This is a genomic window from Paramesorhizobium endophyticum, assembly GCF_014640615.1.
In the GTDB taxonomy this organism is placed as follows: Bacteria; Pseudomonadota; Alphaproteobacteria; order Rhizobiales; family Rhizobiaceae; genus Paramesorhizobium; species Paramesorhizobium endophyticum.
In genome coordinates this window covers 44,143-63,454 of the sequence record NZ_BMHH01000022.1, presented here as the reverse complement: position 1 = coordinate 63,454, position 19,312 = coordinate 44,143, and the positions used below count along the sequence as shown (strand labels likewise).

The window sequence follows — 19,312 nt, the reverse complement described above, 5'->3', positions numbered from 1 at the left end:
GCCCGAGATGAAATCCGTATTATTGGTCGCCGTAGGCTTCAGCGTACCGCCGTCGAAGGTGACCACCGCATTGGTTCCACGGCCGCGCACCAGTTTTAGCGTCTCCAATATACCGCCCGACTTGACATTAAGAGTACCATCGGACTGGACGGCATCCTGCGATATCATCGTTTGAGTGCTCGACGTCACGACGCCGTTGTCCTCGATATTGAGCGTACCCTTTCCGCTGTTGCCGACAAAAAGAGAGCCGCCAACGGTCCAATGGGAGGCCGCTCCGCTAGTGGCGCTCTTTCCCGAAACCGTCACGGTCCCGGTTCCGGTAGCAGTTTGTGGCTGGCCGGAAATATAGGCGGTTCCAGTCGTCGTCATCTGGCCGCCGCTGTTGATGTTGAGCGTTCCGGAGCTGCCAGCTCTGTTCCCGACAACTGTATCACCATTGTTGGTGACGATTGCATCGTTGGTAACATTCAGTTCCCCTATGCCGAATTCGCCGACAGTCAGGTTGATGCCGGTGTTGCCCGTGGCGCCGACCGTCAAACTCGACCCCGCCCCTTCGACATTCACGGTGCCGTCGTTCGTAGCGGTACCCCGAGCTAAAAAGAGTGTGTTGACCGTTACGGAGCCGCCGCTGTCAATCGCGACGGTGCCACCACTTACATTCAGCGCACCTGTTGAACTCGTGCCGGTCAACGTCAGCTTGCCCGCGCCGGTCTTGGTCAGTGCACCAGCTCCCGTGATGGCGCCGGCAAATGTCCTATCATCCGCCTGGTTGAGGGTCAGCGTACCAGAGCCGAGGGTCACAGTGCCACCAGCGGTCGTCGTGTTCTGCAGTCCGGCCAAGGTCATGTTATTGCTGTTGATCGCGGCGGTGCCGCCGTCATTCACCGTGAGAATGCCGTTGATCCCCCCGAAAGCGGTAGCAGATCCCGCCGTCGCCGTGCCTCCATTCACGGTCAGGCCTACAAATGTGTTGGCGCCGTTGAGGGTCAGGTTGCCGCGCTTGGTCGTGCTGGAGTCGGTCACCGTCAGCGCGCCAGTGCCGCCGATCTCATTTCCCGTCGCCGCCGTCGCCACGGCGAAATTATTCGTGTCGATGGTCATCCCATTGGCGCCAATACTTAACTCGTTACCGGTGAATCCGCTGATGAAGCTCGTGCTCGCGGCAAGGGCCTTGAGGGTACCGCCATTGAAGGTGGCCTGCGCCGTGCCGGCAGTACCGAACCGCTGCAATGCACTCGTTTCCAAAGTGGACCCCGCGCCGGTTACGGTTAGCTTTGCGCTGGCACCTCCGTTTCTTATAAGCGATGTCGCTAATTTAGCCGTGACAATCCCACCATTCTGAATGATCACCTCACCCTGTCCGCCCGCCTGATATCCGATATGAAAATTATTGTTGACCGTTACATGGCCGTTACTGTCGACAGTCAGCTTGCCGGAGCTGGTGTTACCGACATAGGCAATGTTAGTCACTTCCAGCGTCGCGCTATCAGAGCCTCCTCCTACCGTCGCGGTAGCAGTACCGCCGACGCCGAATTGCATATCGCGACCGACTTGTACCTTGCCATTGGCAATGTCCATGATGCCGAGTGAATTTGCCGTATTGGCCAGCCAGAGATCCACTTTGACATTGACCTCCCCCTCGTTGTCGACTTTCAGCAGCCTGCCTATACCGCCGTTATTTCCCACGAACAGGCCGTTAGCGCCTAGAATTTGCCAGTTTGCTCCCGCGCCATTGACCTCTACCGTCCCGCCGCCAACCGTCCCGCCAAAGCTGGCATCACCTTTGGAAATGAGCGCGCTGCCGGTCCTGATGTAAATCAGAGTTGTCGAATTAATATTTTTGCCTATGGTGGTGGAGCCGTTGATGGTGAGCTGACTACCGTTTTGGATGGTCAACTGTCCCTGCCCGCCGCTAGCACCGCTGTCGGCCATGGCGAAATTGTTGATCGTGGTGGTCACCGCTCCATTCACGCCGAGGATCACGTCATTGGAAAGGGGTTGTTCGATCCGGACGTTGTCGCTAGCACTCGTGCCTGGCACCCCTGTTGGAGTCCAGTTGGTGTTAACCTCCCAGTCCTTTGCGGTCCCGCCTTTCCAGCTATAGTCAGCGCCCATCGCATCCCGCGGCGCCATCATCGCAATGGCCTGCGCCAGCGCCAGCGCCGACGTCGTCGCCAATGCGGCGCGGAAGAAGCGCGGGAGGCGGCGCTGCCGGGTCGGGATTGCCATTCGCCCGTTGGGGCGTTTCACGGCGCTTTCGCGAATATGCTGAGCCTCAGCACAATTTTCCACTGACGCCGTGATGATCTTCCGCATCATGTCCATCCCGTTCATATCGATTGCCCGACGTTTGAGGCCGGGGGCCGTCAAGATTAGCGCGCAAGGGAACTTGAAAAGTACAAGATTGATATTTGCTACATGGCGAGACTACCTTTCGCAAGAATAATATTATGTAAATTTTATCAAAATCATATAATGATTCTTATTAATATTCCACAGGATCAATTAGTTATTTAAATTACGCATAAATACTTATAGTAACCCTAATTTATACTGATACCACGGGATTGGCTCGCCGCGACGGGACGACCCTCGTTCCGGGCGTCCCCATCCCGCCTTATGCGGCTGAGGGCGAGCAAGGCCCGCACGGAGCACTCCTGCCGGAGGGTGGCACGTTCCCCTTTCGATGCCATGAAGGGCAAGGGTTGGCATTGCATGCGCCACCGTGCAGAATAACATGGGATGTGCGAATGCAGCGGGGCTTCCCGGCTGTGCCGATGAATTGCTCGAACGAAGGGGAACGACAATGAAGACATTTTCTCGCCTGCGCCGGATCACGACCGGGTTTTTGCTTTGCGTGGCCGCTCTCACCACCGCCGCCGAGGCTGCGGACGATGCCGCCTGCAAGACGATCCGCATGAGCGATCCCGGCTGGACCGACATCACCGCCACCAACGCGGTCGCTTCCGTCCTGCTGGATGCGCTGGGCTATCAGGCCGACATCAAGAGCCTCTCCGTGCCCATCGGCTACCAGGCCATGAAGAGCGGCGAGATCGACGTCTTTCTCGGCAACTGGATGCCGGCGCAGAAGTCGTTCATCGATGATCTGAACGCCGCCAAGGCCGCCGAAGTGCTCACCAGGAATCTGGAAGGCGCGAAGTTCACCCTCGCGGTGCCCACATACATGGCCGAAAAGGGCGTGAAGGATCTGGCGGATCTCGCCAAGCATGGCGATGAATTCGGCAGGAAGATCTATGGCATCGAGCCGGGCGCGCCCGCCAATGAGAACATCCGCAAGATCCTTGGCTCCGGCAAGTTCGGCCTCGACGGCTGGACGCTGGTCGAATCCGGCGAGCAGGCCATGCTGGCGCAGGCCGAGCGCGCCGCGAAAGACAAAAGCGGCATCGTCTTCCTCGCCTGGGCGCCCCATCCCATGAACGAGAAGTTCCCGATCACCTATCTCTCGGGCGGCGACGATTATTTCGGCCCGAACTTCGGCGGCGCGGAAGTCTACACGCTGGCCCGCACCGGCTGGAGCGCGAAATGCCCCAACGCGGCGGCGTTCTTTAAAAACCTGAAATTCGACATCGGCATGGAAAACACCCTGATGGGCGATATCCTCGACGGCGAGGACGCGAAGGCGGCGGCGAGGGCCTGGATCAAGGCCAACCCGAAGGTGCTGGACGGCTGGCTCGCAGGCGTCACGACGGCGGATGGCAAGCCGGGTGCGGAGGCGGTGAAGGCGGGGCTGGGGATTTAAGTAAATATTGGGCGTTTGCGAGGCAGCACCCCCCTCTGCCCGGCAGGGCAGAGGGGGGTTGCCCCGCGCCTCCATCAGAACATTCCCATTCAGCATTCAGGAGACCAGCGCGTGGCGCGTCCGAATATCCTCATTCTCATGGCGGACCAGTTCAACGGAACTCTCTTCCCCGATGGTCCCGCCGATTTCCTCCATGCGCCGCATCTGAAGGCGCTGGCGGAGCGTTCCGTGCGTTTCGCCAATGCCTATACCGCGAGCCCGCTCTGCGCCCCGGCGCGCGCATCCTTCATGTCCGGTCAATTGCCCAGCCGCACGCGGGTCTATGACAATGCGGCGGAGTTCGCCTCCGACATCCCCACCTATGCCCACCATTTGCGCTCGGCGGGCTATCACACGGCGCTGTCGGGCAAGATGCATTTCGTCGGCCCCGACCAGCTGCACGGCTTCGAGGAGCGGTTGACGACGGATATCTACCCCGCCGATTTCGGCTGGACGCCCGACTACACCAAGCCCGGCGAGCGCATCGACTGGTGGTACCACAATCTCGGCTCGGTGACCGGCGCTGGCGTCGCCGAAATCACCAACCAGATGGAATATGATGACGAGGTCGCCTATCACGCGACCCGCAAGCTCTACGACCTCTCGCGCAGGCTGGACGACCGCCCCTGGTGCCTGACGGCCAGCTTCACCCACCCGCACGACCCCTATGTGGCGCGGCGCAAATTCTGGGATTACTACGAAGATTGCCCGGCCCTCGATCCGGAAGTGCCTGCGCTGCCCTTCGACGAGATCGACCCGCATTCGAAGCGGCTTCTGGAGGCTTGCGACCATAAAGCCTTCGATATCACCCCTGAGCATATCCGGCGGGCGCGGCGCGGCTATTTCGCCAACATCTCCTATGTTGACGAGAAGATCGGCGAAATCCTCGACGTGCTCAAGCGGGCGCGCATGGAGGAAAACACGATCATCCTCTTCGTCTCCGACCATGGCGACATGCTGGGCGAGCGCGGCCAATGGTTCAAGATGTCGTTCTTCGAGGGCTCCGCGCGCGTGCCGCTGATGATCGCGGCCCCCGGCTGGGCCCCTGCCCGCATCGACACGCCGGTTTCGACGCTCGACGTGACGCCGACGCTCTGCGCCCTCGCCGATCTCGATATCACCTCGCTGAAACGCTGGACCGATGGCGAGGATCTCACCGGCCTTGTCGATGGAACGGCAACCCGCGCGCCGGTTCCGATGGAATATGCCGCCGAAGGCTCCATCGCGCCGCTCGTCGCCATCCGCGACGGGCGCTACAAGCTGACTGTCTGCAACGAAGACCAACCGCTGCTGTTCGATCTCGAAGCCGACCCGCGCGAACTGACCAATCTCGCCGACGATATTGCCCATAGCGAAACCCTGGCTTCGCTTGAGAAACAGGTTCGGGAGCGCTGGAACCTCGATGCCTTCGATGCGGCGGTGCGCGAAAGCCAGGCGCGCCGCTGGGTCGTCTACAAGGCCCTGCGCAACGGCGCTTACTACCCCTGGGACTACCAGCCGCTGCAAAAGGCCTCCGAGCGCTACATGCGCAACCACATGGACCTGAACGTGCTGGAAGAAAACCAGCGCTATCCAAGGGGAGAGTAGGTGGAGCCTACCGCTTTTTTCTTTGATTCCGTCAAAGGAAAAACCGCTCTAAAGCGTGTTGCATTTTATCGCATTCATGGAACACGCTTTAAGTTTTTGTTTTTGCGCATGTCTTTACCCCAAAACCGGTTCCCACTTTTGGGAGACATGCTTTAACTCCGCGCAAGCGCGCGGATGCGCTCGAGGTCCGCGACGAACTCTGTATAGGCCTGGTGCCGCGCCGTCTCGTCCGGCACACGCAGAAGATAGGAGGGATGAACGGTGATGTACCCCGCGCGCCCGCCGAAATCGAACGGCCCGCGATTGCGCCCGATGGGCGTCGCCCGCCCGGCGAGCGCCAGCGCCGCCGTGGCCCCGAGCGCCACCACGAGATGGGGGTGAACGAAGTCGAGTTCTTTTCCAGCCACCAGCGATAGCGCTTGACCTCGCCGGCGGTCGGCTTCACAAGGGGGGAGATTAGCTGACACGACGCTCCGCCCTCATCCTGCGAGGTCTGCGATTGGTGCTGCGTGCCTATGAAGGCCCCATCTCCCCCCTTGTGGGGGAGATGCCCGGCAGGGCAGAGGGGGTTACTGTCCTGCCAACGTTTCCGTCTAACCCCTCGAAGAAGCGGCGTTGGCATCGTCCAGATAATAATTCGCGTAGCGCTCCATGAAATATTCCGAGCTGCCATAGGAGCTGTATTTCGCCAGGCCGCGCATATCGGTCTTGTTGAGGATGAGGCCCAGCACTTTCGACTGGATATGGCCTTCCGCCTGCAAGGTCGATTTGACGAGCGCACGCGGCGTGACGCCCCATTCGGCCACCATGAGGAAGGCGTCCGCGAGCGGCGCGAAGGCCTTGGCGTCCACCACCGGCCCGAGCGGCGGAAGATCGACGACGATATAGTCGAAGACCTCGCGCGCCTCCGCCAGAAGCGTCTTCATAGCCAGCGAAGATATGAGTTCGCTAGTGTGCGAGAGATGGCGCGGCACCACCGTCGGCAGGATGGCGAGCTTGGTCTTGCCGTCCACTTTCACCGCGCTCTGCCAGGGCAATTCACCGACGAGCACCTCGACAAGCCCTTTCTGGCGCGTCAGCGACAAGGCTCGCGTCAGGCCCGGGTCGCGCAAATCGCCATCGATGAGCAGCGTCCTTGCACCATTGGCGGCGAGGAGTCCGGCGAAATTGGCGGCGACCGTGGATTTGCCCTCGTCGGGCAGGACGGAGACGATTCCGATCACCTTCGCCTTCTGTCCCTGCAGCACCACATCGGCGGCGATCTTGGCGTTGCGCAGCGTTTCGGCGAAGGCGGAGGCGGGAGCCTCGATGGCGATGCGCATCATGTTGGTGACGCGCGGCGGGCGCCCTTGATCGTCGGGTTTTACCTCTCCCTGCCCTCCAATGAGGGGGAGATAGCCGAGGAATTTCACCCCCAATACCCCCCTCACTTCCTCACCCACCCGGAAGAATCGCTCGCGGAATTCCCGCCATGCCCCGATGCCGGCCCCGGCGAAGAGGCCGAGAAGCAGCGATCCCGCCAGCACCATGGTCCGCTTCGGGCTCGACGGATCGGTCGGCTTCGACGCCACCGAGATGATCCGCGCCTTGGCGATGGGGAAGGTCTGCTGCTGCGACGCCTCCTGATAGCGCTTGAGATAAGTCTGGTAGAGATCGCCTAGCGCCTGGGACCGCTGCTCCAGCTCCCGCAATTGCACGAGGGACTGGTTCGCCGTGGAGGTCGCGCCGGTCGCTTTCTCCAAACTGTCCCGGAGCGAGGTTTCACGCGCCTGCGCCACCTCATACTGGTTGCGCGCGCTTTCCATCATCTGCCGGATTTCCTGGAAGATCTGCCGCGCGACCTCCTGCTGTTCGGTGCGTAGGCTGACGGCTTGCGGGTGATCTTCGCCGAACTGGCCGGTGATTTCCTGTATGCGTTTGCTGATCGTCAGATAGCGGGTCCTGAGCGGCGCGATCACCGAGGCGTTGCCCTGCTCGGACAGCACGGCGGCATTGTTGACCGCCGCTTCCGGACCGCCATCGACGATGGATTTCAGCTGGTTGTACTGGGCAAGCGTCCGCGCCGTATCGGCCTGCGTCAGAATATACTGGCTGTTCAGATCCGAAAGCTGCTGTTCCGAGACGAGCGCGCCCTTGGCGGAGGTCAGGCCGTTCGCCGCCCTGAACCGCTCCACCTCCAGCGCCGCCTGCTGCGAGCTCGTCCGCAAATCCACCAGCCGGTCCTGCAGCCAGACAGTCGCCCGCTGCGTCGCATCGAAATTGGCGTCGAGCTGGTCGGCGAGATAGACATCGGCATAAGCCCGCGCAATCCGCCCGGCAAGGTCGGGATCTTTGGATGTAAAGCTCAAATCTATGACAAAGCTGCGTCCTTGCCGCTCCACATTGAGGCTTTTCTGGAGCAATGAAGCGGCCAAACCGCGGCGCGCCGCCGGATTGGACGGATCCGCCGCCGGACCGGCCCCGCCGCCGAACATGCCGATGATGCCCCGCACCATGCCCTTGATGCGGGAGACGAGCGAGCGCGGCGGGTTCATGAAGGCCTGGTTTTCGGTCAGCTTCTCCCGGTCCACCACCTTCCCCGCCAATTCCGCCGATTTGAGGATGGCGATCTGGCTCAGGATCATCGCGTCGGTCTGCGCATTGGCCGGCGCGGGGGACGGCTCGTCGGCGAGCTTGCCGAGATTGTCGTCGAGCAGGATGCTTGTCGAGGCCGTGTAATAGGATGTCGAGAAGATCAGGCTGACGATGCCGAGCAGCAGCCCGAGCGCCGCGACGATGGCGACCGTCTTTGCCTGGCGCCGCGCCATGGCGAGCAAATGCTCGATATCGATGAAACTGTCGGCATCCGGCTGCCCCTTCGCATTGACCGCGAACCTCGGAAGATTGCCCTGGTGCATGATACCGCCAATTCCATATGCAAATTAAACGAAGAGCGCACGGCCCGCCGCAATGCGGGCCGCGCGGGCAGGTAGTTTATGCCGCCGCTTCGACGGCCGGTTCGTGGGCGAGGATGATGTTGCGCAGCGGCTCGAAAACCTTGCCGCTGATATCCGCCCGCGCCAGCGCGAAGGCCACATTGGCCTCGATGAAGCCCTCCTTCGATCCGCAGTCGAAGGTGCGGCCTTCGAAGGGATAGGCGAAGAATTCCTGCTTCCCCGAGAGATTCAGCATGGCGTCGGTCAGCTGGATTTCATTGCCCGCGCCGCGCTCCTGCCGCTCCAATATGTCGAAGATCTCCGGCTGCAGGATATAGCGCCCGTTGATGTAATAGTTGGACGGAGCAACTGCGGGAGCAGGCTTCTCCACCATGCCGGTAATCTCAAACCCCTTGCCGATATCCCGCCCCCTGGCGACGATGCCATATTTGCCCGTGTCGGAGGGATCGCATTCCTCCACCGCGATCAGATTGCCGCCGGTGCGGCTATACAGTTCGGCCATGCCCGCCAGGCAGCCGCGCGCACCGAAGGTGACCATGTCTGGCAGAAGCAGCGCGAACGGTTCGTCGCCGATGACGTCGCGCGCGCACCAGACCGCATGGCCGAGGCCGAGCGGCGATTGCTGGCGGACGAAGCTCATGCTTCCCGCTTTCGGCAGCAGCCGCTGCAGCGAGGCGAGCTGCTCGAACTTCCCCGATTCCGTCAGCGTCGAGATGAGTTCCGGCTGGATATCGAAATAATCCTCGATCGCGCCCTTGTTGCGGCCGGTCACGAAGACGATGTGCTCGATGCCCGCCTCGAAGGCTTCATCGACGGCATATTGCACCACCGGGCGATCCACGATGGTCAGCAGTTCCTTGGGCGTTGATTTCGTCGCGGGGAGAAACCGCGTGCCCAGACCGGCAACGGGTATGACGGCTTTCTTGACGTTCTTCATCGAAATGTCCTTTCGTTCGAGCGTAGAAATGCGATTGCTGTTCAAAACCCCGCCACCCAATTCCCCGAGCGATTGCCTCGCTTCTCGTTTTGTAATTCCCCTAACCTGCCTGCCCCAGCGGCATGAGCCGTTTCAGCCGCACCGCGATGGGCATCGAAAGATGCCGCAGCGCCAGCGGGTCGCTCACCGCCACCTTGACAATGTCCCTGAATGACCGGCGCTTGATGTGATGGACCAGCGCGAGGAAGGACCGCGCCTCCTCGAGGCTGCGCGTCCGCCGCGCCTGCGCCGCCCGCGTCCCGGCGTCGAGTTCGAAGCTTGCCAGAAATTTCCTGTCCGCCTCCAGCATGGAAACGACATGGTGCATTTCGAGGACACGGGAAATCGAGCCCGCGCGTAAGTGATAGACATATCCCGCTATGGGCTCGACGATGAGCTTTCCGCCCTTCGCCAGCACGGATGCCAGGAAGATGTAGTCCTCGCCGATGCGCAAGGCCTCGTCATAGCGAAACCCATGCGTCTCCAGAAACGCGCGCTCGAAAACCGGCTTCATATAGCCGAAATTGAAGGTGGACCTGAAAACGAGGTTCGATCCGATGAAGTCCGCCAGGCTGATCCGCTCGATCTTTTCCAGCCGCCCGGGCGGGAACATCCGCTCCCCGCTCGTCTCGCCCTCGGGCACCACCTCGATATTGTCCACCACCGCCTGCGCGCCAGCCTTCTCGGCCCGTGCGATCATCCGCGCCATGCGATCAGGCAGGACCGCATCATCAGCGTCGAGCACCGCGACCCAGCGGCCCTTCGCCACATCGAGGGCCGCATTGCGCGCGCCGCCGGGGCCGCTGTTCCTGGGCAGGGTGACGACGCGTGTATTGGGATAGGACGCGGCGATGGCCTCCGTGCGGTCGGTGGAGCGGTCATTGGCGACGATCACCTCGACGATCACGCCCTCCTGCGCCAGCGCGCTTTCGATGGCCCGGGCGATCGTATCTTCCGCATTATAGGCGGCGATGATGAAGCTGACGTCAGGTTGCACGGGACTTGCCTCCGCCTGAGGGCACGATGGCGGGCTTGCCATATTGCTGGATTTCCCGGATGCCGATCAGGCCGCTGACGACGCCCACATGCATGACGCCGCGCAGGATGGAGCGGTTGCGATGCGTGGAAGAGAACAGGGTGAGAAGCGCCGCGCCGAAGCTGTAAGCGGCTTTGGCGGTAGCGAGGGCCAATTGCCTCACAAGGCCGAAGCCCGCCGCATTGCGTTGAAGCAGCCGGCCATGCGTCTGCCCGAAACGGAACCGCCGTTTGGCGAGCCATGAAAACCGCGCCCGGCCTTCCGGCACCGGCTCATGCACCCAGGCCTCGGGCGCAAAGGCGATCCTGCCGCCTGCCTCATGGAGTTCGGAGAAATATTGCGTATCCTCCCCGCCGCTGCGTCCCAGCGCCAGGCTGAAACGCCGTCCGGCAACTGCAGGCGAAGCACGCCGCAAAAGCACGTTGCAGGTATAGCCGGTGCGGATTTCGCCTTTCACCCAGACCGGAAAGGTCGAGTGAAAATCCCCCTTGCGCATCCAGCGCGGCGCTTGGGGCTCATAAATGGCCTGAACCGGCCCCAGCACGGCATCGGCTTTCGTCTCCTTAGCGATGGCAAGTAACGCAGCCAGCCAGTTCTCCGACGCCGTTTCATCATCATCGATGAAAGCAAGAAAATCGCCATCGCTCGTATCGAGACAGGCATTGCGCGCAATGGAGATATTCGAGGCGGGGCAGTGAACATAGGTAATTTCGAAGGGTAGCGTAGCGGCGAGCTTGACCACACGCTCCTTCGCGCTCGGGGTGACATCATTGTCGGCTACAATGACGCGGATGCTGCAATCCGCCGGAACCGCCAGCCGCCCGAGCGAGATGAGCGTCGCCTCCAGTTCCGGGCGGCGATAGGTGCAGACGCCGATATCAATTCGATAGAGGGGGTGGCTGTCGCCGTCGCCCTTCGAGGCTCGCTGCGCTCGCACCTCAGGATGAGGGCTACTGGAAGGTCGCTCTTTATCATCTGAACCGGCGCTTGAGCTTTTCACATTGAAATGGAAGCGGCGGCGCAAGGTACCCCCCTCTGCCCTGCCGGGCATCTCCCCCACGGGGGGGGAGATTGGCTGACACGACGCTCCGCCCTCATCCTGCGAGGTCAGCGATTGGTGCCGCGCGTCTATGAAGGCCCAATCTCCCCCCTTGTGGGGGAGATGTCCGGCAGGGCAGAGGGGGGTGCCTCGCGGCCCACGAGAGTGAAGGGCACTCATCACGATGGCTCCCTGCGCTTGCGGAAGCCGATGAGTTGGAGCCAGAATCCCAGCGACCAGGCGAGGTGCATGATCATCGCGGAAACCGCCGCGAGCGGGCCGTAAGGATTGCGCTCGCCCACGGCCATCCATACGCCATAGCCCATGCAGATCGCCACCCACAGGAAGGCGGGCACGGCGGCGGACCAATGGATGACGGCGAGGAAGGTGCCCGCCACCACCGGCAGCACCAGCAACGGAAGGGCCTGCCGCAGCTTTGGCACGACGCGGTGCTTGAGCACATTCTTCGCCCGGCCCCGGCCATAGCCCAGATATTGCCGGAAGAGCGAAGACGCGGACGCGCGGGGATAATAGACCATCACCGTCCGGTCGGTCATCCAGATGCGGAAGCCCGCTTTTCTCAGCCGGTAATCAAGCTCGGCATCCTCGTTATGGGTGAACGTCTCGTCATACCCGCCCACCTGCTGGAACGCCTTTATGCTCATCAGCGCATGGTGGCCATGATCGACCCAGCCACCCTTCGCGCCCTTGCGATGCTTGGAGCCGCCATTGCCGAGCCGGGAATTCTGCGCCGCAGCAGTCGCCTTCTGGAATAGGCTGAAACCCTCCGTCGCCATGGCGACCACGACGGAATCGGCGCCCGTGATATGGGCTTCCTCGACCAGCGTTCTGCAATAATCCGCCGGATATTTTCCATGCGCGTCGATGCGGATGAAATAGTCGTAGCCATCGCCATGGGCGGCTACAGCCAGATTGACCGCGGCGCTCTGGATGCGCTTTTCATTGTGCAGGAGCACGACACGCGGATTGCGCTGCATGATGTCCTCGACAATGTGCACGGTCCCATCGGTGCTGCCGCCATCGGCCACGACGATCTTCATGTCGAGCTGTTCGGCTTCCAGGCTGAATTGCTCCAGCAGCGCGCCGATGAAGCCGGCCTCGTTCAGGCAAGGAATGATGATGAGGCAACGGCCCGAAAACCTCCGCTCTTTTGCGCCTGGCATCTTAAGTCCCCTCTCCTGTTCCATCCTCTACGCCGCAGCCGGCAAGACGACGCGCTCGCGCACGGACAAGAGCGTGCTCAAGCGGCCTACCAACGCACGACAATCATCTTCGTTGCATATCCATGTGCTTGAATCCTGCGCGGCGACCCTCGCGCGCGCCTGCTCGTATCGCTCCGCATCGAGCAGGCGGGCAAGTTCGTCCGCATCAGGCCGGGCCAGCGTGAAGCCGATGCCCAGCCGTTTAAGGAACCGCGCCGTCTCGGTTCCCTCCATGGCGATGGGCACGCAATGATAGCGGCAGCCCTCATAGAGCCGGTTCGGAAGGAGCCAGCTCGAGTTCAGCCCCTCCTCGAAGAAATCGATGGCCCAGGTGAAATGCACCTCGCCATAAATGCCCGAAAGGTCTTCCGGGTTGCGGTAGGACCCAAAGAATTGCATGTACGGCTCGGCGGCAACCTCAGCGTCGAAATCCTCGAACTCCGTATAGGCCGGACGGCCGCGCAGGATGATCTCCACCCGGCCTTCCATCCGCCGCGAGAATTCGGACAGGAGCGCGAGCGAGCGGCGGCAGCGCAGCGCGCCGAACCAGCCGATTTTCCAGGGCTCGCCTGGCCCCCCCCTTCCCCCTTGCGGGGAAGGTGTCCGCGTTAGCGGACGGATGGGGGTGATGACGTTTACATCAAGATCTCCAGCAAAAGCGCAAACGTCACCACCCCCATCCGTCTGCTCCGCAGACACCTTCCCCGCAAGGGGGAAGAAGGGCGACGGCGCCACCTCCAGCACCTTGTTCTCAACCAGCTCCACCGGCGCATTCACCTGCCCATACGGCTCGAAATAATTCCGAACAAACGCCGGCGAAGAGGTGATGAGCAACGACACCTTGCGGCCAAGCGCGCGTTCTATGGAGCGGAGCGCCCTCCCCACCGGATCCTGCCTCAGAAGCAGTCGGTGAATATCGAGACATTCATAAACGACGGGAATATCTTCTGCCCCGCCCGAAAAAATGCTCCTCGCCCGGTTGGCGAGCGCCAGCATTTCCAGATTGCGCCCGATGATCACGTCGGGCTTCGCCACGTGCTTCAGCGAGGCCTTAAGCGTCAATGCCGCCCGCGCCACCGCCGCCATGCGCTGGGCGAACCGGCCGTCGCCGGTTTTACCCAGATCGATGGGCGAAACCCCTGCTACCTGAAGCACCGGCTCACGGCTGCGGCGGAACCCGGCGAGCGTCACCGCGGCGCCGCCTGCCTGCAGCATGACCACGCGGCGCCGAACCGCGGGGTCGGAAAGATCATGCACCAGGTACAGGACTTGCAGCATGACGATCATTCCCCCAGCATGGTCCCGAAAAGTTGTAGACTTCCAGGTAAGGCCATGCGGCTAAAGTTGTTGATCTGAGGGTGAAGCGTAATACAGCTTTTGCTGCACTGCAATAATACCTATGGCGCACTGCAAAATCATTTAAGGTCACAGGCGACGGACTCCGGAAACTGGCAGGGCGCGCCCAGCGCCGTGAAGGAGACGCGGGTGAACTCCGCCTTCAAAGGCGCGGCGGGGCTTTCGAACTTGCCGAGCCAGTCCGTCAGCTTGTCGCTCGCCCAGAGGCTGAGATAAATTTTCTGCGCATGGGTCGGCAGCGCCGCCGGGTCGGTGACCGTATGGACCAGCTTGCCGTTCACATAATAGCGCAGGCGCTCCTTTTCCCAGACGAAGGCGTAATCGTTGAATCCCGTATTGGCGCCGCCAGGCACAGGAACCAGCTTCTCATTCCCGCCCTTGCCATTGACATAGGAGTTGAGCTGGACGGTCGACGGATCCTTGCCGAGGAACTCGAAGTCGATCTCATCCCAGGGCTGCTTGTGCGTGGGGCCGATATAGGTGAAGAAGCCGGTGTTGAACCCCGAGCCCGCCGCCGCCTTGATGCGTGCTTCATAGACGCCATGGCCGAAGCGCGCATGGGTCTGGATCTCCGCGCAGGCATGGGCGCGGTCCTTGGTTTGCTTGCGCTCATAGCCGAGGCTCAGCGTGCCGTCGGCGACTTTCACCTGATCCGCTGACCACGTGCAGTTCTGGTGATCGCCATTGCTCCAGCCATTGGAAACATACCAGCGACGCTTGTCGAGGCTGGCGAAATTTTCGACGAAGGATTTCCCCGTCTCCTGCGCTTGCGCCACGGACGCCATCGCCATGAGGCCCAGAAGCGGACGAAGCGGTCTTGAGAACATCATAGGCGGCTCCTTTGAAAAACTATCAGGCCCGGCTTCCGACAAGCAGGGCGTAAGTGCCGGGAAGGATGCGGCGGGTGATCGCGTTCGAGGTGATGAGCAGCACGCCGCCGATGGCGAGCGCGCCGGCATAAAACACGGCATATTCGTTGAAATGGACGCGGTTCCAGATCATCCAGAGCATCAGCAGCACCGGATAATGGGCGCAGAATATCCAGAAGCTGAGACTGCCCGTCCGCGCCATTCGCTGTCCGATTTCGGTTTGGATCAGCAGCGCCGACAGCGCCCAGAACCCGGGAATGCCGATGAGCACGAAGATGTTGCGCGTGACGCCGAGCCACCGGGGAAAGTCCGGACCGTAATGATAGAGCGCCGCTGCGAGCACGCCGCTGGCAAGGAGAAACGCTGCGAAGACCAGCACGGCATGCGCATCCATGCGCCTGACATCCACCTTGTGAATCGCGAACGCCGTGCCGATGGCGAAGCTGAACAGGATCGACTGGCGCAGCACGATATGGACAGGAACAGACGCGGCCGTGATCGCCAGCAGGACGGCCAGCGTCGATACCGGATAACGCCTCACCAGAAAGGCCAGCACCGGCGACAAAAGAATGCACACGAAGAGATCGCGCAGGAAATAAAGCGGCAGATTGATCGGCTCGCCATTGAGCGCGAAGATCAGGTTGAGGAGATCGGGCAGTTGCGCCTGGGTGACGTCGGGCAGATAGCCATGGCCCATGCCCCGGCTCTGCACGAGGTAGACCATAAGGAAGAACCCGCCGTTCCAGATCAGCAGCGGCAGGAGGATGCTCCGCGCCTTGCGCTTCAAGGTTTTCCCGTAATCGAGCGTTCCCTTGCGCATCAGCAGATAGCCCGAGATGGCGCTGAGACAGGGCACGCCGACGCGGAAAACGCTCTCGGCGAGGAAGACGCGAAGCCAGTCCAGAATTCCGTTTTCGCCGTTGAACGGCGTCGTCTCCGGCCCATAGGGCACATGCACGAGCACGATGCCGCAGATGAGCGTGATCCGGATGAGATCGATCCGGGCGGATATGTTGGCATCCATCGCCATGGCGACCTTCTGTTTTGGCTGCGCCCCCAAAAACAGCGCGTCTGACGAATGCGTGTTAGTCCGTTATCCCAATCTTATTGCACTGCACCAATTTCGCGGCACATGCCGCCGCTGTCAACCGTCAAAAATCGCGAGGCGGAAAATCAGGCGGAAATGTCGGCCTGAGGCGGGGTACCGCCCCCCGCAAAACCATTGCCGGCGGCGAAATCCGCAACCGTCCCGTCGATCTCCTTGAGGAAATGAAGCTGCTTTTCGAGCGAGGCGATGCGCTGCGTGAAGCGCTCCAGCGCGTCGCTGAAATCGTCTATTTTCGCCGAAACTCGCTCGGTTTCGCCCTCATTTTCCATGTTTTCGAGCGAAAAAGCTGCATTCATCGCCACTTCGTCGTAGCGGTGCCGGAAGCCGTCGCGCTCCTGCTCGATGGCCGCGCAGACCTCATCAAGCGCCTGCCTGACCTTCGCAAAACGGGCGATATCGGCCTGAAGGTCCCTGCCGGGGCTTCTTGTGCGGAAGCGAAACAACGCCATTTCCTTGCCCTCGTTAGAGCATGATCCCGAAAAGTTGCAGACTTTTCGGATAAGATCATGCGGCAAAAAAGGAGTTAGAGCGTATACGCTCTAACGCGCTTCACTATGCCCGCCCCGGATGTCCACAAGCTTGGTGTCGATGGGCGGCAGTGTCAAGCCTCTCATCCGCCCTTGCCAACGAGCCGGAATGGCCCAATACTAGGTGCACTGCACAATTTCCGGAAGGGGGGTTGCATGCGTCTGTTTCATTGGGAATCCAGCCACGGGAACTTTGGCGACGATCTCAATCTCTGGCTTTGGGATTTCCTCCTTCCCGGAGTGCGCGAGGTGCATGACGAGGTGCTGCTTGTCGGCGTCGGCACGGTCCTGAACACCGCCTTGCTGCCGCACAACGTCAGGAAACTGGTGATCGGCAGCGGCTACGGCTACGACACCCCTCCGGATACTTCCGACCCCAATGAATGGGACATCCACGCCGTGCGCGGCCCGAAAACCGCTGCCAAGCTGGGGCTCGATCCGAAGCTCGGCATTGTCGATCCGGCGGTGATGGTCACCGAGATGCCGGAATTCCGGAACCTGCCGAAGAAGAACAAGGCCATCTTCATCCCCCATTGGGAATCGGCCCTCGGCGGCATCTGGGACAGCGTGTGCGAAAATGTCGGCCTCACTTTTGTCGACCCATGCGGCGAGGCGAAATCCGTCATTCGCGAGATCGCGCAGTCCGAGCTGGTCGTCGCCGAATCCATGCACGCCGCCATCCTCGCCGACGCGTTCCGCGTACCCTGGATCGCCGTCAGCACCTCCGGCAACATCAACAGCTTCAAGTGGAACGATTGGGCGCAGTCCGTCGGCGCGGTCTATAAGCCCCGTCAGATTCCGGTCTCCACCCGCGCGGAAGCGATTTTCAAGGGCGAGCGCTTCTGGGGCTTGAAACATGAAGACCGCAGCCATCCGCAGGCCGAAGAGCCCGTCCGGATGCGCCACGCGCCTGATGGAACCGTCCTCACCGCAGGCCGCAAGCCGCTGGATTTTTCCGCGAAGAATGTCGCCAAACGCCTCCTCGCCGCCCCCTCGATGCTGGCGCTATGGCAGGCAAGCAAAGCCGAGCCGAACTTGAGCCCCGATGGCCGGCTGGACGAGTGCAAGGAACGTTTTGCAGAGGCGCTCGAGGGGGTGAGGCGGACGTATTTTTAGATATATCGGTGTGCCACAGTACGCCCCTCTGCCCTGCCGGGCATCTCCCCCTCAAGGGGGAGATTGAGCCTTCATCGATGTCGGCATCAATCGCCGACATTGAAAGTTGAGCGGGGATGGCTGTATCAGCCAATCTCCCCCCTTGAGGGGGAGATGCCCGGCAGGGCAGAGGGGGGTGGGTCCCGGACCACACGCCCCGAGAACAGATACCGCAGCGCCATCGCCCCGTCCGCCTGCGCCTTCCCGCCGCCCGGGCGCATGAAGCCCTCCAGCTTGTCCGCCGCCACTCCCCGGACAATCGGCGGGATGGCGGAAGGATTGCTCGCACAATAGCCCAGCGCCCCGATAATCCCCCGCTGCGCCTTCACATCCAGCAGCTGCCGGTGATGATATTTCCCGCGCATATGGCGTTCGTGCCGGGCAACGGCTTGCCTCGCCTCGCCCGTGAGCAGCCCGTTTGCCAGAATGGCCCTGTCCGCGTCGGCGAGCGCCTTCAGATCCTCCGTCCGGTGCCGCCCGCTCAAGGAATCGGACCGGACCACCGCGCCATAGCCGCAATTGTTGATGATCTGGAACCGCGCGCCCAGGGCCAGCGCCCGGGTGTACAGATCGTAATCCTCGCCGAGCCGCAGCTTTTCGTCATAGCGCAATTGGTGGCGGTCGAGGAAATCGCGCCGGATGACCGGCTTGAGGAAACCCAGTTCCCCACGCTGCCGGTTGCGCTTTGAGATGTTGCGCTCGACGAAGGTGGGAAGATCGAGGAAGCGCGGCTCGGGCGAAAACCGTTCCACCGCCGAGACATGGAAGCCGCCAAGCCGATGCTGGTCGATGAAGACGATATTGTCGGCGGCAAGGTCCCAGTCCCGCCTTGCCAGGAGATGGGAAAAACGGCCCGGAAGAAAGAAATCATCCGCGTCGAGAATGGCGATCAGCGCCGCCGATGACGAGGCGATGGCCTGGTTGCGCGCATATGAGGGTCCCTTGTTGACCTCGAAGCGAATGATGCGGAGCCGTCCGCTGGCGTCATCCGCCGCGCGCGCGGCCTCGCTCGTCCCGTCCGTCGAGCCGTCATCGACCACCACGACTTCCGTCACCTGCGGTTCATTCAATGCCGAGGCTATCGCCGCGCCGATCGTATCGGCGGCATTCTTCGCGGCAATGATGACGCATACGCTGTCATCCGCCCCGTTGACGGTGGTTTTCTGCTCCGCTGTCGCAGCCATGGCAGCCTCATCCGCAAGCTATGCCCCCGCATCAGAAGATACAGGGGTTTCGATCCCTCGCAAGAGGCTGCGCTAAATAGAAAGCTGCGGCGCGCTACGGAGCCTTGGGCGCCGACGTCTTGAACGGCGGGGAAGGCTCTTTCGAACTCGCGCCGTCGCTCGGGCGCGATTGCTCTTTCGCACTGCGCGCCTTCTCTTGCATCACCTGGAAAAGAATCGCCCCGAAATAGCCGGCCTGGATGACCACGGCGCAAATCAGCGTCTCGATCACAGTCGTCCAGAGTGAATTCGACATGACATAGGTCGTGATGCCAAAGGCGATCAACGCGCCCAGCATGCCGGCCAGAAACCTTGGAAACCTCATCTCGTTTGCCCCCATTCTCTACCCGAGTTGGGGCCTTTCAACGGACTGCATCGTTCGCCTCCCTTCATACGCATGGCTACCCACGCGCATGAAAACCCGCCTTCGTTCTCATTGGCCCCGCGCCGCATTTTGATGAGAAGGCTTTGAAATTGT

15 protein-coding genes and 1 pseudogene are annotated in these 19,312 nt (G+C 61.5%); 3 read left to right on the top strand and 13 right to left on the bottom strand.

Going from position 1 to position 19,312, the window contains the following annotated elements; all coding sequences use genetic code 11:
- Positions 1-2,334 (bottom strand): beta strand repeat-containing protein (locus IEX53_RS19860; protein ID WP_373288699.1); only part of this gene is annotated, 2,334 nt, incomplete at its 3' end.
- 472 nt (positions 2,335-2,806) lie between these two features.
- Between IEX53_RS19860 and choX the strand changes: the two genes are divergently transcribed.
- A complete protein-coding gene (gene choX / locus IEX53_RS19855) occupies positions 2,807-3,760 on the top strand; it encodes a choline ABC transporter substrate-binding protein (protein WP_188825916.1) in 954 nt (317 codons plus the stop codon).
- A gap of 111 nt (positions 3,761-3,871) precedes the next feature.
- Positions 3,872-5,386, top strand: coding sequence for a choline-sulfatase (gene betC, locus IEX53_RS19850; RefSeq protein ID WP_188825915.1), 1,515 nt, complete (start codon positions 3,872-3,874; stop codon positions 5,384-5,386).
- 152 nt (positions 5,387-5,538) lie between these two features.
- On the opposite strand, the pseudogene IEX53_RS19845 reads toward betC, so the two are convergent.
- The 10 genes and pseudogenes from IEX53_RS19845 to IEX53_RS19800 all read right to left on the bottom strand — a co-directional run.
- A pseudogene (locus tag IEX53_RS19845) lies at positions 5,539-5,828 on the bottom strand (uracil-DNA glycosylase family protein); the annotation flags it as partial.
- Between the two features lie 151 nt (positions 5,829-5,979).
- On the bottom strand, positions 5,980-8,283 hold the full coding sequence (locus IEX53_RS19840; protein ID WP_188825913.1) for a polysaccharide biosynthesis tyrosine autokinase: 2,304 nt from the start codon (positions 8,281-8,283) through the stop codon (positions 5,980-5,982).
- 76 nt (positions 8,284-8,359) lie between these two features.
- On the bottom strand, positions 8,360-9,259 hold the full coding sequence (locus tag IEX53_RS19835) for a UTP--glucose-1-phosphate uridylyltransferase (RefSeq protein ID WP_188825912.1): 900 nt from the start codon (positions 9,257-9,259) through the stop codon (positions 8,360-8,362).
- A 100-nt stretch (positions 9,260-9,359) separates the two neighbouring features.
- Positions 9,360-10,295 carry a glycosyltransferase family 2 protein gene (locus IEX53_RS19830; protein WP_188825911.1) on the bottom strand — a complete coding sequence of 312 codons (936 nt, stop codon included), beginning with the start codon at positions 10,293-10,295 and terminating at the stop codon, positions 9,360-9,362.
- Positions 10,285-11,271: a glycosyltransferase family 2 protein gene (locus IEX53_RS19825; protein ID WP_236016292.1), complete on the bottom strand. Its 987-nt coding sequence runs from the start codon at positions 11,269-11,271 to the stop codon at positions 10,285-10,287. Before IEX53_RS19825 ends, IEX53_RS19830 begins: the two co-directional genes overlap by 11 nt.
- A 281-nt stretch (positions 11,272-11,552) precedes the next feature.
- Complete coding sequence (locus IEX53_RS19820; RefSeq protein ID WP_188825909.1) at positions 11,553-12,557, bottom strand: glycosyltransferase family 2 protein; 1,005 nt, start codon at positions 12,555-12,557, stop codon at positions 11,553-11,555.
- A 27-nt stretch (positions 12,558-12,584) separates the two neighbouring features.
- Positions 12,585-13,874, bottom strand: a complete 1,290-nt coding sequence (locus IEX53_RS24035; RefSeq protein WP_236016291.1) for a glycosyltransferase — start codon at positions 13,872-13,874, stop codon at positions 12,585-12,587.
- Between the two features lie 137 nt (positions 13,875-14,011).
- A complete protein-coding gene (gene exoK, locus IEX53_RS19810) occupies positions 14,012-14,782 on the bottom strand; it encodes an endo-1,3-1,4-beta-glycanase ExoK (RefSeq protein ID WP_188825908.1) in 771 nt (256 codons plus the stop codon).
- 22 nt (positions 14,783-14,804) lie between these two features.
- Entirely contained in the window at positions 14,805-15,851 is a 1,047-nt protein-coding gene (locus IEX53_RS19805; protein ID WP_236016290.1) for an acyltransferase family protein, read from the bottom strand.
- A 143-nt stretch (positions 15,852-15,994) separates the two neighbouring features.
- Positions 15,995-16,378 carry a hypothetical protein gene (locus IEX53_RS19800; RefSeq protein WP_188825907.1) on the bottom strand — a complete coding sequence of 128 codons (384 nt, stop codon included), beginning with the start codon at positions 16,376-16,378 and terminating at the stop codon, positions 15,995-15,997.
- Positions 16,379-16,612: 234 nt separating this feature from the next.
- Between IEX53_RS19800 and IEX53_RS19795 the strand changes: the two genes are divergently transcribed.
- Positions 16,613-17,572 carry a polysaccharide pyruvyl transferase family protein gene (locus IEX53_RS19795; protein WP_188825906.1) on the top strand — a complete coding sequence of 320 codons (960 nt, stop codon included), beginning with the start codon at positions 16,613-16,615 and terminating at the stop codon, positions 17,570-17,572.
- A 125-nt stretch (positions 17,573-17,697) separates the two neighbouring features.
- On the opposite strand, the gene IEX53_RS19790 is transcribed toward IEX53_RS19795, so the two are convergent.
- Positions 17,698-18,795: a glycosyltransferase family 2 protein gene (locus IEX53_RS19790; RefSeq protein ID WP_188825905.1), complete on the bottom strand. Its 1,098-nt coding sequence runs from the start codon at positions 18,793-18,795 to the stop codon at positions 17,698-17,700.
- A gap of 94 nt (positions 18,796-18,889) precedes the next feature.
- Positions 18,890-19,159: an exopolysaccharide production repressor protein gene (locus IEX53_RS19785; RefSeq protein WP_188825904.1), complete on the bottom strand. Its 270-nt coding sequence runs from the start codon at positions 19,157-19,159 to the stop codon at positions 18,890-18,892.
- Positions 19,160-19,312 lie beyond the last annotated feature (153 nt).